Below are 13,713 nucleotides of genomic sequence, written 5' to 3'. Positions count from 1 at the left end.
GCGTCATATGCCGGATTCAGGCCGTCAGGAGGAGGGGTTTTATCCGACTTTTGGCGGCTTGTGCGCCTGGGGTGCGCTGTGTATCTTGAGCAGCCTTTTGGCCGCTACGGCAGCCGCACTACATTCAAGAGATTGGCCCCACGAGGCGAGTCCGACCGATTACTACATAACTCTTGAGGAGCACATCGATGCGCGTGATTCTGCTGGGGGCGCCCGGTGCCGGCAAAGGTACCCAGGCTCGCTACATCACCGAGAAATTCGGCATTCCGCAAATCTCCACTGGCGACATGCTGCGTGCTGCGGTCAAGGCTGGCACCGAGCTCGGCCTGAAGGCCAAGAGCGTGATGGATGCCGGTGGTCTGGTCTCCGACGACCTGATCATCAATCTGGTCAAGGAGCGCATCGCTCAGGCCGATTGCGCCAACGGCTTCCTGTTCGATGGCTTCCCACGCACCATTCCGCAAGCCGAAGCGCTGCGTGATGCTGGCGTCGCCCTGGACCATGTGGTCGAGATTGCCGTTGAAGACGAAGAGATCGTCAAGCGTCTGTCTGGCCGTCGCGTTCACCCGGCTTCCGGCCGTGTCTACCACACCGAGTACAACCCGCCGAAGGTTGCCGGCAAGGACGACATCAGTGGTGAGGAGCTGGTCCAGCGCGAAGACGACAAGGAAGAAACCGTGCGTCATCGCCTGTCCGTCTATCATTCGCAGACCAAGCCGCTGGTGGACTTCTATCAGAAGCTCTCCGCTGCATCCGGTACCCCGAAATACAGTCATATCCCGGGTGTCGGCAGCGTCGAAGAAATCACCGCGAAGACCCTGGCGGCCCTGGGCTGAGTCCAGCTCGCCCAGCGTCATCGCAACAAGGCCCCGAAAGGGGCCTTGCTCGTTTATGGAACCTGATACGTTCTGGTCGCTCTCAAGCATGGCCGCGCAATGCGGGCCGACTAATATCGACGATGCAGCCTCCGGCCGGCGCCGGGGCGTGTCGATAACCTATAAGGAAGAGGGCATTCAATGACCGAGAAACGCATCTGGCTGGGCCTTGCGGTATCGCTGCTGGCCACTCCGCTGGCATTTGCTGACAGCAAAGAAGATTGTTCCGTCGCCGAATTCACCATGGGTTTGCGCTTTCAACAGCAGTCCGCAGAGGTCCAGGCGCTGCAACTGCAGGCCTACAACATCGCCACAGAGAAGCTCGACAAGGCTGTGGCGGCGGCGAACGATCCATCGAAGCTGGCCATCGTCACCGACCTCGACGAAACCGTGATCGACAACAGCGCGCTGCTGGCGCGCGATCTGGCCAACTGTCATCAGTACGATGCCTGGGACACCTGGCTGCCATGGGAACGTGACGGTACGCCGGAGCTGATCCCTGGCGCGAAGAAGTTTCTCGAGCATGCCGACAAGCTCGGCGTGACCATCCGCTACGTCTCCGATCGTGCCGACGAGCAGAAGAAATACACCCTGGCCACCCTGAGCAAACTGGGCCTGCCGCAGGTATCGGAAGAGAGCGTGCTGCTGCTCGGGCCGCCCAAGGTCGAGCGTCGCGCCATCGTCAATGCCGATCACCAGATCATCATGCTGCTGGGCGATACGCTGCATGACTTCGATGCGCGTTTCCGCAAAACGCCGCTCGATGCGCAGCGCAAGGCCGTTGCCGAAGAGTCGGACAAGTGGGGTGTGGAGTGGATCGTGTTCCCCAATGCCGGATATGGCACCTGGTCCAAGGCGCCGCTCAAAGGCTGGGAGGCCGAGCCGGTGGTCGAGCCCTGGTAAGACAGCGCTGATCCCCGTCGGTCGCTCGGCGCAAGTCGGGTGCCGACATGGTGCTGGAAAAAATGTCTTCGAGCCGGTCTAATGCCGGCTCTTTTTTCTTCAGCTGTCCGAATGCAATGACCACTCTCCTGGCCCTCGATACCGCCACCGAAGCCTGCTCCGTCGCGCTGCTGCATGATGGTCGCGTGCTCAGCCACTACGAAGTCGCCCCGCGTATGCACGCGCAGCGTCTGTTGCCGATGATTCAGCAACTGCTGGGTGAGGCGGGTATCGCCGCTTCGGCACTCGATGCCATTGCCTTCGGCCGCGGTCCGGGTGCGTTCACCGGGGTGCGTATCGCTATCGGCGTGGTACAGGGCCTGGCCTTTGCACTGGATCGACCGGTGCTGCCGGTTTCCAATCTGGCCGTGCTGGCCCAGCGCGCGCTGCGTGAGCAGGGCGCGACTCAGGTTGCCGCCGCCATCGACGCGCGCATGGACGAGGTTTACTGGGGTTGCTACCGCGCAGAAGCTGGCGAGATGCGCCTGCTTGGCCAGGAAGCGGTGTTGCCGCCGGAGCAAGCTGAAGCGCCGCGTGGCAGCGATGGTGAGTGGTTCGGCGCCGGCACGGGCTGGGGCACCTTCGCCGCGCGTCTCGCCCTCAGGCCTGTGGGCATGGATGGCAGCCTGCTGCCGCATGCCGAAGACTTGCTGAGCCTGGCTCGTTTTGCCTGGGCCCGTGGCGAGGCGTTGCCGGCTGATCAGGCGCAACCGGTGTACCTGCGTGATCAGGTCGCCACGCCGAAAGCACCACCGGCATGACAGCTGGTCGGATGCTTGGCGCCAGTATTCCCTTGGCATTTGCCAACGACGCAGGCCGCCGCTACATTGCCAGCACTGTCCCTTGTTCAGCCGAGCCCACCGAGCAGTCCTAGATGCGGATCGACGGTTACTTACCCTCCTACTCGCCAGACCGTGGCCCCCGTTCGGGCACCGCGGTCACGCCCTATCGTGAGGCGCAGCGGGAGGTAGAGGCTCAGCGTGAACAACCGGCTGCACCCGCCAGTAGCCAGGGGCTGGAGCAGGCGCCGCAAATTCGCCGCGTACAGGCCAGCAGCAGTAACACCGACAGCCTGCCGACCCGTTCGCAGGATCTCGGTTATCAACAGCCTGCGCTGAGCAATCGTGCTGCTCAGGCGTTGGTCAGCTACAGCACCACCGCCGCTTACGCCGGCGATTACGATGTGCAGGAAGTCCTCGGGCTCGATCTCTACGCGTAACCCCGTTTCACACCCTCTCAGCCAGGCCCGCTAAACCGATCGATGAGCGCTGCGCTTCCCTATTACCTCGGTTGTCCATCCTGGAGCGAAGCGGCCTGGCGCGCCACGCTGTATCCGCAGGATACCCGGCCAACCGAGTTTCTCAGCCGCTACACCGAGGTATTCAACGCGGTGGAGGGCAACACCACGTTCTATGCCAGGCCCAGCGAGCAAACGGTGGTGCGCTGGGCGCAGGCCATGCCGGCGCACTTTCGGTTCTGCGCCAAGTTGCCGCGAGACATCAGTCACAGCGAGGATCTCTGTCAGCAACTGGATGAGGTCACGCAGTTTCGCCAGTTGCTGGCACCGCTCGGCGAACGGGTGGCGCCATACTGGCTGCAACTGCCGGCCAGCTTCGGCCCGTCGCGGTTGGCGGAGCTGGCGGCGTTCATCGAGCAGTGGGGGGACTGGCCGCTGGCGGTAGAGGTACGCCATCCGGAGTTCTTCGCCAAGGGCGATGCCGAGCGCGTGCTCAATCGCCTGCTGCACGAGCGCTGTATAGAGCGCATCTGTCTGGATTCGCGTGCGCTGTTCAGCTGCGATTCGCAGGAGCCCGCCGTGCTGCATGCGCAAGCCAAGAAGCCGCGCTTGCCGACTCGGCCTACCGCGTTCAGTCAGAGCCCGCAGTTGCGCTTCATCGGCCATCCCGAGTTGTTGGTCAACGACCCCTTCATGCTGCCCTGGCTGGACAAGGTTGCCGGCTGGATCGAACAGGGGCTGCGCCCTCATGTCTTCGCCCATACCTCGGACAACCGCCTGGCACCGGAGCTGGCGCGGCGTTTTCATGAGCAGCTGATGCAGCGCCTGCCTGGCTTGCCCGAACTGCCGGTTTTGCAGACGGAGCCGGAACTGGAGCAGCTTGGCTTACTCTGATGGAGCATGGATATGCTGATACGGATAATCGGCCGTTTGCTGTTTCTCTCCGTGCTACTGGGCGCGGCGTTGCTGGTAGCGCTGTGGCGTGGTTGGCTGGATGTGGCGCCGCGTTTCAACCCCTGGGCGCCGCTGGACGTGCGAGAAACGCCGAACCTGCTGACCCCCTTAAAACTCTGGCGCCTGAGCGAGGATCGTGAGCTATGCGACCTGGCCCTGGCGACTTCTGAGCTGCGTTTTACCCGTCTGCCCGACAGCACGCCGCATCCTGGCTGCCCGATTGAAAATGCCGTGCGTATTCAAGGGGCCAGCGTTGGTCTGAGCAGCAGTTTCATGGCTACCTGCCCGCTGGCGGTGAGCTTCGCTTTGTTCGAGCGACATGGCTTGCAGCCGGCTGCGCAGGCGGTGTTCGGCCAGCCGGTGACCCGTGTCGAACACGTCGGCAGTTTCGCCTGTCGCAGCATTGCCGGCAGTCAGCGGCCCAGCCAGCATTCCTATGCCAACGCGCTGGACATGGTCGGTTTCCGTCTGCGCGACGGCCAGCACATCAGCGTGCTGCGCGACTGGCCGGGGCGGGGCGACAAGGCGCGCTTTCTGCGCCTGGTGCAGGAAGCAGCCTGTGACAGCTTCAATGTCACCCTGGGGCCTGAATACAACGCTGCGCACCGCGACCATTTTCACGTGGACATGGGTATGTGGCGGATGTGCCGCTAACGTTTGGCCAACAGCAGGTCGGCCGCCTGCCCGCTGCGCCCATCGGCGAATTCGAAGCGACCCAGCTGTGCGATCTGGTCGTAAGCGCCGAGGGCGATGCTGACGTCGCGGGCGCGCAGGTCGATGGCGCTGACACCGGCTTCGCCAAGCGTTTGCAACTGCTGGCGGCCCTGGGCGTCGAAACGCAGCAGGCGCAGTTTGTCGAACACGGCATCGGCTGCATCGATACGGCCGTCGCCGTTATCGTCGAAGCGCGCCAGTTCGGCGAAGCCATTGGCAGCCCCATGCTGATCACCGAACAGTTCGCGGCCATCGTCGATGCGCCCATTGCCGTTGCGATCCAGCGCCAGTAGCGCATCGTCACCGGTGGGCGCGCTGATCGAATCCACACGGCCGTCGGCATCCAGATCGAAACGCACCGGGCGGCCAAGACCACTGGTGGAGAAACCGTTGCCAGCCATATCCAGTACCAGCGGGTCGACCTGCTGGGGCGCCTGGCCCGCGCTGACATTCAGTTCCAGGCCGCGCTGCTCGATTACCGCCTGGCTGACCACTGCGGCGCTGCTGGATACGGCAGGTGGCTCGGCGGTTTCCCGCAGCTCACGAGCGATCTCGCCGGGCTTCTGCTCGTCTTCGATACCCAGCGTGCGGCGCAGAATCTGATAGTTGACAGATTCGTGCGTCGCGCGGTCGAGTTCGTCATCGAGAGGACGAGCGCTGGTGGGGCTGCTGTTTGGGCGTGGAGCGGAGAGGGCGTCGAACATGTTCACTCTCGATGCGGCTGTCGGCGGCCGGGTCTGGCAGAATGCCGCTTCTTCGATATCGGCCGTGTGGCCGGTGCTTTGAGTGATTTTTGAGCAGAACGAGCCAATGACTGACGAGCGGCACAACGCCAGCATCCGCATCCAAGCCTTGCATCCTCAGTACGCCGAAGCGGCCGCCCGGTGGGCGTCACGTCTGGGCCTGGCGCAGGAGGGCGAGACTGAGTTCGCTCTGCAACTGGGTGACGACGGGCTGCAATTGGTCGAGCTGGGCGACAAGGCGCCTGGTCCGGTGCGGGTGGATTTCGTCGAGGGGGCTGCGGCGCATCGCCGTCAGTTCGGCGGCGGCAGTGGGCAGATGATTGCCAAGGCCGTAGGCGTGCAATCGGGCATTCGGCCACGGATTCTCGATGCGACGGCGGGGCTGGGGCGTGACTCGTTCGTGCTGGCCAGCCTGGGCTGCGAAATGACCCTGATCGAGCGTCAGCCGCTGGTCGCTGCGCTGTTGGAAGACGGCCTGCAGCGTGCGGCGCTGGATTTCGATGTGGCGCCCATCGTCGCGCGCATGCGCCTGCTTACCGGAAATGCCATCGAGCTGATGCGCAACTGGCAGGACGAGACACCGCAGGTGATCTACCTCGATCCGATGTTCCCGCATCGTGACAAGAGTGCGCTGGTGAAGAAGGAAATGCGCCTGTTTCGTCCGTTCGTCGGTGATGATCTGGATGCGCCGGCGTTGCTCGAAGCGGCGCTGACGCTGGCCACCCATCGCGTGGTGGTCAAGCGCCCACGCAAGGCGCCGGCCATTGAAGGGAGCAAGCCGGGCTATGTGCTGGAAGGCAAGTCGAGCCGTTACGACATCTACCCGAAGAAGAAGCTGGAAGCCAACGCGTAGCGCCTCCCCGGTTCAGCGTCGGTAAGCGCGCAGAAACAGCTGTACCGCGTCCTGCACATGATGTTCCGCGGCTTCACCCTCAAGCGGCTCGCCACAGCCGATCAGCAGGCGGAAATGCGCGCCGCCCTTGAGCAGGCTGAAGAAGTGGTCGGCGGCCAGATGCGGATTGTCCAGGCTCAGCAGTCCGCGCTGGGCCGCTTTGTGCAGCAGCACTTCCATCTCGTCCTGCACCCGCTTTGGGCCAGCTTCGTAGAACATCTGCGACAGCTTCGAGCCCTGGCTGGCCAGGTTCACCATCATCCGGTGCATCTCCACCGATTCGCGGCTGTTGACCAGTGCCAGGAAGCCGCGCGCAATGCCCATCAATTGGCTTTCCAGCGGTACGTTGTCCGGTAGCTCGAACAACAGTTCGGGGAGTTGCTCTTCGCATTTGGCCTTGATCGCCGCGGAGAACAGGGTCTCCTTGTCGGTGAAGTGGCTGTACACCGTGAGCTTGGAAACGCCGGCCTCTGCGGCGATGGCATCCATGCTGCTACCGTCATAACCATTACGCAGGAACAGGCTCTTGGCCGCCTCGAGGATGGCGCGACGTTTGGCGGGGTCTTTCGGACGACCGGGGCCGGAAGGTTGTAACAACTTGTCAGGCATTGGCAGATTTTAATACTGGACTGGCGAGTTTGCTATTTTTACTATACCCGCCAGTACAAATATTCCAAGGGATATCTCCAAAGGCGTCGACTAGGCAGTCAGCTTTGGGGGCAGCCCGAAACCTTCTCCGAAAGGTCTTGCACATGTCTCGCCACGTTCTCCCGCTCGTTGCGTCTTTGGGTCTCGTATTTCTGTTGTCTGCCTGCGGTAATACCGAGCAGGCGGAGCAGCCGATCCGTCCTGCCATGGTGGTGCAGCCGCAGCCCGCTACGGCGCTGGTCGACAGCTACCCGGGTGAGGTGCGCGCACGCTACGAGCCGGAGCTGGCCTTCCGGATCGCCGGCAAGGTGAGCAAGCGCACTGTGGATGTCGGTGACCGGGTGAAGAAGGATCAGGCTCTGGCCGAACTGGATCCGCAGGACGTGCGCCTGCAACTGGAGGCCACTCGCGCGCAGATGGCGGCAGCCGAGGCCAACCTGCAGACCGTGCGCGCCGAGCGTGAGCGCTACAAGAAGCTGCTCGAGCGCAATCTGGTCAGCCGTTCGCAGTTCGACAACGTCGAAAACCAATACCGTTCCGGCGAAGCACGCTTGAAGCAGGTCAAGGCCGAGTACGACGTGGCCCGCAATCAGACCGACTATGCCGTGCTGCGCGCCTCGCAGGACGGCGTGATCGCCCGTCGTGCGGTCGAGGTGGGGCAGGTGGTGGCGGCTGGTCAGACGGTGTTCACCCTGGCAGCCGACGGCGAACGTGAGGTGTTGATCAGCCTGCCGGAACAGAGCTTTGGTCGCTTCGAAATTGGTCAGGTGGTCGAGGTCGAACTGTGGTCGCAGCCTGATCAGCGCTTCCCCGGCCGCATCCGCGAGATGGCCCCGGCGGCCGATCCGCAGTCGCGCACTTTCGCCGCACGTGTCGCGTTCACCGAAGGCAAGGTGCCGGCTGAGTTGGGGCAGAGCGCGCGAGTATTCATCGCCAGCAATGGCGAGGTACCGCTGGCGGTACCGCTGTCGGCACTCAGCGCCGAGCAGGATCAGGCGTTCGTCTGGGTCGTCGATCCTAAGGAGCACCGTGTGCAGCGCCGTCCGGTGCGTATCGGTGCCTATGGTGATGACCGGGTGCCGGTGCTGGAAGGGTTGACCGCTTCCGACTGGGTGGTCGCCGCCGGGGTACAGATTCTTCGCGAAGGCCAGCAGGTTCGCCCGGTCGATCGGGACAATCGCAACGTCGAACTGGCTGCCAAGGAGTAAGCCCGCATGAGCTTCAACCTGTCTGCCTGGGCGCTGCGTCATCGTCAGATCGTCCTCTACATCATGCTGTTGTTCGCCGTGGTGGGGGCGCTTTCCTACACCAAGCTGGGCCAGAGTGAAGACCCGCCGTTCACTTTCAAGGCCATGGTGATCCGCACCAACTGGCCGGGCGCCAGCGCCGAAGAGGTGTCGCGCCAGGTCACCGAGCGCATCGAGAAGAAGTTGATGGAGACCGGCGAGTACGACCGCATCACCAGCTTCTCTCGGCCGGGCGAGTCGCAGGTCACCTTCATGGCGCGCGACTCCATGCGCAGCTCCGAGATTCCCGAGCTGTGGTACCAGGTGCGCAAGAAGATCAGCGACATTCGCCACACGCTGCCGCCCGGTATTCAGGGGCCGTTCTTCAACGATGAATTCGGCACCACCTTCGGGAATATCTATGCGCTGACTGGTAGCGGTTTCGACTACGCGGTGCTCAAGGACTACGCCGACCGTCTGCAGCTGCAACTGCAGCGGGTCAAGGATGTGGGCAAGGTCGAACTGGTGGGGCTGCAGGACGAGAAGATCTGGATCGAACTGTCCAACACCAAGCTGGCTACCCTCGGTTTGCCACTGTCTGCCGTGCAGCAGGCGCTGGAGGCGCAGAACGCGGTAGCCGCTGCCGGCTTTTTCGAAACCCCCAGCGAACGTATTCAGTTGCGCGTGACCGGGCGTTTCGAGTCGGTGGAGGAAATCCGCGATTTTCCCATTCGCGTTGCTGATCGCACCTTCCGCATTGCTGACGTTGCCGAGGTCAAGCGCGGTTTCAACGACCCACCCGCGCCGCGCATGCGTTTCATGGGCGAGGACGCCCTGGGCATTGCCGTATCGATGAAGGACGGCGGCGATATCCTGGTGCTGGGCAAGGCATTGGAAGACGAGTTCGCCCGTCTGCAACAGACGTTGCCGTTGGGTATGGAGCTGCGCAAGGTGTCGGATCAGCCGGCGGCGGTGAAGACCGGCGTGGGCGAGTTCGTCAAGGTGCTGGTGGAGGCGTTGGTGATCGTGCTCGCGGTCAGCTTCTTCTCCCTCGGTCTGCGCACCGGCCTGGTGGTGGCGCTGGTGATCCCGTTGGTATTGGCGATGACCTTCGCTGCTATGTACTACCTCGGCATCGGCCTGCACAAGATTTCTCTCGGCGCGCTGGTGCTCGGCCTCGGCCTACTGGTGGACGACGCGATCATCGCGGTGGAGATGATGGCGATCAAGATGGAGCAGGGCTACGACCGCTTCAAGGCAGCCAGTTTCGCCTGGACCAGTACGGCTTTCCCCATGCTCACCGGCACCCTGATCACCGCTGCCGGTTTCCTGCCCATCGCCACTGCGCAGTCCGGTACCGGTGAGTACACCCGCTCGATCTTCCAGGTGGTGGCCATTTCGCTGATCGCCTCATGGATCGCGGCAGTGATGTTCGTGCCCTATCTGGGCGACAAGCTGCTGCCGGATCTGGCCAAACTGCACGCTGCCAAGCACGGCGGCAGCGATTCAGGTCATGACCCCTATTCGACGCCGTTCTACCGCCGCGTTCGCGCCACGGTGGAATGGTGCGTGCGCCGCCGTGGCATCGTGATCCTGCTGACCATTGCACTATTCGTTGCGTCGGTGCTGCTGTTTCGTTTCGTGCCGCAACAGTTCTTCCCGGCCTCTGGACGCTTGGAGCTGATGGTCGACATCAAACTGGAGGAGGGTGCTTCGCTGAGCGCCACCGAAGCCGAGGTACATCGCCTGGAAAAATTGCTCAAAGAGCAGCCCGGCATCGACAACTACGTGGCCTACGTCGGCACGGGGTCGCCGCGTTTCTACCTGCCGTTGGATCAACAGTTGCCGGCGGCCAGCTTTGCCCAGTTCGTGGTGCTGGCCAAAAGCATCGAAGAGCGCGAGCGCCTGCGTGGTTGGCTGATCAAGGTGATGAACGACGAGTTCCCGACCCTGCGCAGTCGCGTCAGCCGCCTGGAGAACGGGCCGCCCGTGGGCTACCCGATCCAGTTCCGTGTCAGCGGTGAGCACATCGCCGAGGTGCGCGCGCTGGCCCGTCAGGTGGCGGACAAGGTGCGCGAGAACCCGCATGTGGTGAATGTGCACCTGGACTGGGAGGAGCCGAGCAAGGTGGTGATCCTCAATATCGATCAGGATCGCGCCCGCGCGCTGGGCGTCAACACCGCCGAGTTGTCGCGCTTCTTGCAGGGTTCGCTGTCCGGTACCAGTGTCAGCCAGTATCGCGAAGGTAATGAGCTGATCGAGATTCTCCAGCGCGGCACGCCGCAGGAGCGCAAGGCGCTGAGCCTGCTGCCGAGCCTGGCGGTGCCGACCGACAGCGGTCGCAGTGTGGCGCTGTCGCAGGTGGCGACCCTGGAGTACGGCTTCGAGGAAGGCATCATCTGGCACCGCAACCGTCTGCCCAACGTCACCGTGCGTGCCGACGTCTATGGCAAGCAGCAGCCGGCCAACCTGACTCAGCAGATCCTGCCGACGCTCGACCCGATCCGCGCCGAGCTGCCTGCGGGTTATCTGCTGGAGGTCGGAGGCACGGTAGAGGACTCCCAGCGCGGACAAAAGTCGGTCAACGCGGGTATCCCGCTGTTCATCGTGGTGGTGCTGACGCTGCTGATGCTGCAGCTGAAAAGTTTCTCGCGTTCGGCGATGGTATTTCTTACCGCGCCGTTGGGCCTGATCGGGGTGACCCTGTTCCTGCTTATCTTCCGCCAGCCGTTCGGCTTCGTCGCCATGCTCGGCACCATCGCCCTGGCTGGGATGATCATGCGCAACTCGGTGATCCTGGTCGATCAGATCGAGCAGGACATCAGCCACGGCCTGGACCGCTGGCACGCCATCATCGAGGCGACGGTGCGCCGCTTCCGGCCGATCGTGCTGACCGCCCTGGCGGCGGTGCTGGCGATGATTCCGCTGTCGCGCAGCGTATTCTTCGGGCCGATGGCGGTGGCCATCATGGGCGGACTGGTGGTGGCCACGGCATTGACACTGCTGTTCCTGCCGGCGCTGTATGCGGCGTGGTTCCGGGTCAAGGAGAGCGAGGCGCAGTGAGTTGTGGGAGGCGCTTTAGCGGCGAGCTTTTAATGCTGTCGCGGCTTTCAAGCTCTTCCCCGCAAAGTTGCTGACAGCAATAAAAAACGGGAGCCATTGGCTCCCGTTCTTTTATGTAGCGGATAAGGCTTATTCGTCCATCTGCGACTGCAGGTAGTTCTGCAGGCCGACGGCTTCGATCAGGCTCAGCTGGGTTTCCAGCCAGTCGATGTGATCTTCCTCGGAGCAGAGGATTTCTTCCAACAACTCACGGCTGGCGTAGTCACCAATGCTCTCGCAATAGGCGATGGCAGCCTTCAGGTCGCCATGGGCCTTGTGCTCGATCTTCAGGTCGCATTCGAGCATTTCCTTGGTGTTTTCACCGATCAGGATCTTGCCCAGGTCCTGCAGGTTCGGAATGCCCTCAAGGAACAGGATGCGCTTGATCAGCTTGTCGGCGTGCTTCATCTCGTCGATGGACTCGTGGTACTCATGCTCGCCGAGTTTTTTCAGGCCCCAGTCTTCATACATGCGCGCATGCAGGAAGTACTGGTTGATGGCGACCAGTTCGTTACCAAGAATCTTGTTCAGGTGTTGAATGACCTTCTTGTCGCCTTTCATGACCGCTCCTGCAGTTTCAATGACAGTGATAGCCTTGAATTTTCGGCCTCGTTCTTCTTTCTGTCAAACCTAAGTGTTTGAAACATAAGTAAAAATAAAACCGAATAAGAATGTTTTTATTCCGCATCATGGCGCCAAGTTATTGAATTGACGCAATAAATAAGTTGCTGAAAGTTCAGGCATGACGCCATCCGGCAACTAGCGCCGGTATTTTATTTTTTCGCGCCCATAAAAAAGCCCCGCAAAGCGGGGCATGGGGCACGCAGAATTCAGGCGGCGTGAGCCGAATGCGGGTCGCGGCTATTCAGGTAGTCCTGCAGACGTGTCTGCTGCGCCGGAGTCATGAACAGGCCCAGCTTGCTGCGCCGCCAAAGGATGTCGGCGCTGCTGCGCGCCCACTCTTCGCGGCGAAGGTAGTCCACTTCGCGGGTGTAAAGCCCAGCCCCCAGGTGTTCGCCGAGGTCGGTAAGGTTGTGCACGCCATCGAGCAGACGCCAGGTGCGGCTGCCATAGCTGGTGGCCCAGCGTCTGGCCAGGCTGCTGGGCAACCAGCCGTGGCGTTCGCAGAGTGCTTCGACCAGGGCGCTCTGGCTTTGCAGATCTTCGCCGCCTGGCAACGGGGCACTGGCTGTCCAGCTCGGGCCCAGTTTCGTAAAGTGCGGCGCCAGTTGTTGCATGGCGGACTCGGCCAGCTTGCGGTAGGTGGTCAGCTTGCCGCCGAATACCGACAGCAGCGGCGCTTCGCCCGGCGCACCGGAGAGCGACAGGGTGTAGTCACGGGTAATGGCCGATGGCTCATCGGATTCGTCATCGCACAGCGGCCGTACGCCTGCGAAGCTGTGCAGCACATCGTCGCGGCTGAGCTGCTGTTTGAAATGGTCATTGACCACCTTGAGCAGGTAATCGGTTTCCTCGGCGGTGATCGTGACCTGAGCAGGGTCGCCCTGGTATTCACGGTCGGTGGTGCCGATCAGGGTGAAACGCTCCAGATAAGGGATGGCGAAGACGATGCGGCGGTCTTCGTTTTGCAGGATGTAGGCCTGTTCGCCGTCGTACAGGCGTGGCACGACGATATGGCTGCCCTGGATAAGACGAATGCCATACGGCGATTGCTGCTTGAGGTCGTCACGGATGAAGCGCGCGACCCAGGGGCCGGCGGCATTGACCAGCGCCCGCGCACGGATGGACAGCAGGCTGCCGTCGCTGCGCTCCAGGTGGATATGCCACAGGCCCTTGCTGCGTCGGGCGCTGACGCAACGGGTGCGCGGATGAATGTGCGCGCCTTTTTCCCGTGCGGCCATGGCGTTGAGCACCACCAAGCGGGCATCGTCTACCCAGCAATCGGAATATTCGAAGCCGCGGCTGATCTCCGCCTTCAGCGGGCTGCCGGCGCCGAAACGCAGGCCGCGTGAGGCCGGCAGGCGCTCACGTTTGCCCAGGTGATCGTAGAGGAACAGGCCGGCGCGAATCATCCAGGCCGGACGCAGATGCGGGCGGTGCGGCAGAACGAAGCGCATCGGCTTGACGATATGCGGCGCCTTGGCCAGCAGCACTTCGCGCTCGGCCAGGGCCTCACGCACCAAGCGAAACTCATGGTGTTCCAGATAGCGCAGGCCGCCGTGGATCAACTTGCTGCTGGCCGAGGAGGTGTGGCTGGCCAGGTCATCCTTTTCGCAAAGGAACACGGACAGGCCACGACCGGCTGCATCGGCTGCGATGCCCGCTCCATTGATACCACCGCCAACGACCGCGAGGTCATAGACTTCCGCAACGGGGCTGGCGAACTGGTCGTGGGGCATGTGGCACGCTCGGCTATGGG

The 13,713-nt window shown here is 62.6% G+C and carries 13 protein-coding genes; 9 read left to right on the top strand and 4 right to left on the bottom strand.

Annotated elements, in window-relative coordinates:
* Positions 1-188 precede the first annotated feature (188 nt).
* From adk to RTH74_RS17580, 6 genes are all read left to right on the top strand, one after another.
* Entirely contained in the window at positions 189-836 is a 648-nt protein-coding gene (adk, locus tag RTH74_RS17605) for an adenylate kinase (RefSeq protein ID WP_099525760.1), read from the top strand.
* 180 nt (positions 837-1,016) lie between these two features.
* On the top strand, positions 1,017-1,778 hold the full coding sequence (locus RTH74_RS17600) for an HAD family acid phosphatase (RefSeq protein ID WP_316915496.1): 762 nt from the start codon (positions 1,017-1,019) through the stop codon (positions 1,776-1,778).
* 116 nt (positions 1,779-1,894) lie between these two features.
* Complete coding sequence (gene tsaB, locus RTH74_RS17595) at positions 1,895-2,578, top strand: tRNA (adenosine(37)-N6)-threonylcarbamoyltransferase complex dimerization subunit type 1 TsaB (RefSeq protein WP_316915495.1); 684 nt, start codon at positions 1,895-1,897, stop codon at positions 2,576-2,578.
* A 113-nt stretch (positions 2,579-2,691) separates the two neighbouring features.
* Positions 2,692-3,036: a hypothetical protein gene (locus tag RTH74_RS17590; protein WP_316915494.1), complete on the top strand. Its 345-nt coding sequence runs from the start codon at positions 2,692-2,694 to the stop codon at positions 3,034-3,036.
* A gap of 42 nt (positions 3,037-3,078) precedes the next feature.
* The gene (locus RTH74_RS17585) at positions 3,079-3,948 is read left to right on the top strand and encodes a DUF72 domain-containing protein (RefSeq protein ID WP_316915493.1); all 870 of its coding nucleotides are present in this window, start codon (positions 3,079-3,081) and stop codon (positions 3,946-3,948) included.
* A 12-nt stretch (positions 3,949-3,960) separates the two neighbouring features.
* Positions 3,961-4,662, top strand: a complete 702-nt coding sequence (locus RTH74_RS17580; protein ID WP_316915492.1) for an extensin family protein — start codon at positions 3,961-3,963, stop codon at positions 4,660-4,662.
* Here RTH74_RS17580 and RTH74_RS17575 read toward each other — a convergent pair.
* Positions 4,659-5,426 carry a hypothetical protein gene (locus RTH74_RS17575; protein WP_316915491.1) on the bottom strand — a complete coding sequence of 256 codons (768 nt, stop codon included), beginning with the start codon at positions 5,424-5,426 and terminating at the stop codon, positions 4,659-4,661. The two genes, RTH74_RS17580 and RTH74_RS17575, sit on opposite strands and share 4 nt — an antisense overlap.
* Positions 5,427-5,532: 106 nt before the next feature.
* Between RTH74_RS17575 and RTH74_RS17570 the strand changes: the two genes are divergently transcribed.
* Positions 5,533-6,318, top strand: a complete 786-nt coding sequence (locus RTH74_RS17570; protein WP_316915490.1) for a class I SAM-dependent methyltransferase — start codon at positions 5,533-5,535, stop codon at positions 6,316-6,318.
* Positions 6,319-6,330: 12 nt separating this feature from the next.
* Here RTH74_RS17570 and RTH74_RS17565 read toward each other — a convergent pair whose 3' ends face one another.
* Positions 6,331-6,966, bottom strand: a complete 636-nt coding sequence (locus RTH74_RS17565) for a TetR/AcrR family transcriptional regulator (protein WP_316915489.1) — start codon at positions 6,964-6,966, stop codon at positions 6,331-6,333.
* Between the two features lie 143 nt (positions 6,967-7,109).
* On the opposite strand from RTH74_RS17565, the gene RTH74_RS17560 reads away from it, so the two are divergent.
* Entirely contained in the window at positions 7,110-8,213 is a 1,104-nt protein-coding gene (locus tag RTH74_RS17560; RefSeq protein WP_316915488.1) for an efflux RND transporter periplasmic adaptor subunit, read from the top strand.
* 6 nt (positions 8,214-8,219) lie between these two features.
* Complete coding sequence (locus RTH74_RS17555) at positions 8,220-11,294, top strand: efflux RND transporter permease subunit (RefSeq protein ID WP_125880613.1); 3,075 nt, start codon at positions 8,220-8,222, stop codon at positions 11,292-11,294.
* A 129-nt stretch (positions 11,295-11,423) separates the two neighbouring features.
* Here RTH74_RS17555 and bfr read toward each other — a convergent pair whose 3' ends face one another.
* Both bfr and glpD read right to left on the bottom strand, forming a co-directional pair.
* On the bottom strand, positions 11,424-11,894 hold the full coding sequence (bfr, locus tag RTH74_RS17550; RefSeq protein WP_003462607.1) for a bacterioferritin: 471 nt from the start codon (positions 11,892-11,894) through the stop codon (positions 11,424-11,426).
* A 269-nt stretch (positions 11,895-12,163) separates the two neighbouring features.
* The gene (gene glpD / locus RTH74_RS17545) at positions 12,164-13,693 is read right to left on the bottom strand and encodes a glycerol-3-phosphate dehydrogenase (RefSeq protein ID WP_125873863.1); all 1,530 of its coding nucleotides are present in this window, start codon (positions 13,691-13,693) and stop codon (positions 12,164-12,166) included.
* Positions 13,694-13,713 lie beyond the last annotated feature (20 nt).

Origin of the sequence: Pseudomonas sp. zfem001, assembly GCF_032621725.1 — a bacterium.
GTDB lineage: Bacteria > Pseudomonadota > Gammaproteobacteria > Pseudomonadales > Pseudomonadaceae > Aquipseudomonas > Aquipseudomonas sediminis.
Note: the sequence above shows the minus strand (reverse complement) of the source record. Positions and strands in the feature narration are given on the sequence as shown.

Excerpts from the sequence above, each read along its gene's own strand:
- adk (WP_099525760.1), top strand. The coding sequence starts at position 189 with ATGCGCGTGATTCTGCTGGGGGCGCCCGGTGCCGGCAAAGGTACCCAG.
- RTH74_RS17600 (WP_316915496.1), top strand. The coding sequence starts at position 1,017 with ATGACCGAGAAACGCATCTGGCTGGGCCTTGCGGTATCGCTGCTGGCC.
- tsaB (WP_316915495.1), top strand. The coding sequence starts at position 1,895 with ATGACCACTCTCCTGGCCCTCGATACCGCCACCGAAGCCTGCTCCGTC.
- RTH74_RS17590 (WP_316915494.1), top strand. The coding sequence starts at position 2,692 with ATGCGGATCGACGGTTACTTACCCTCCTACTCGCCAGACCGTGGCCCC.
- RTH74_RS17585 (WP_316915493.1), top strand. The coding sequence starts at position 3,079 with ATGAGCGCTGCGCTTCCCTATTACCTCGGTTGTCCATCCTGGAGCGAA.
- RTH74_RS17580 (WP_316915492.1), top strand. The coding sequence starts at position 3,961 with ATGCTGATACGGATAATCGGCCGTTTGCTGTTTCTCTCCGTGCTACTG.
- RTH74_RS17575 (WP_316915491.1), bottom strand. The coding sequence starts at position 5,426 with ATGTTCGACGCCCTCTCCGCTCCACGCCCAAACAGCAGCCCCACCAGC.
- RTH74_RS17570 (WP_316915490.1), top strand. The coding sequence starts at position 5,533 with ATGACTGACGAGCGGCACAACGCCAGCATCCGCATCCAAGCCTTGCAT.
- RTH74_RS17565 (WP_316915489.1), bottom strand. The coding sequence starts at position 6,966 with ATGCCTGACAAGTTGTTACAACCTTCCGGCCCCGGTCGTCCGAAAGAC.
- RTH74_RS17560 (WP_316915488.1), top strand. The coding sequence starts at position 7,110 with ATGTCTCGCCACGTTCTCCCGCTCGTTGCGTCTTTGGGTCTCGTATTT.
- RTH74_RS17555 (WP_125880613.1), top strand. The coding sequence starts at position 8,220 with ATGAGCTTCAACCTGTCTGCCTGGGCGCTGCGTCATCGTCAGATCGTC.
- bfr (WP_003462607.1), bottom strand. The coding sequence starts at position 11,894 with ATGAAAGGCGACAAGAAGGTCATTCAACACCTGAACAAGATTCTTGGT.
- glpD (WP_125873863.1), bottom strand. The coding sequence starts at position 13,693 with ATGCCCCACGACCAGTTCGCCAGCCCCGTTGCGGAAGTCTATGACCTC.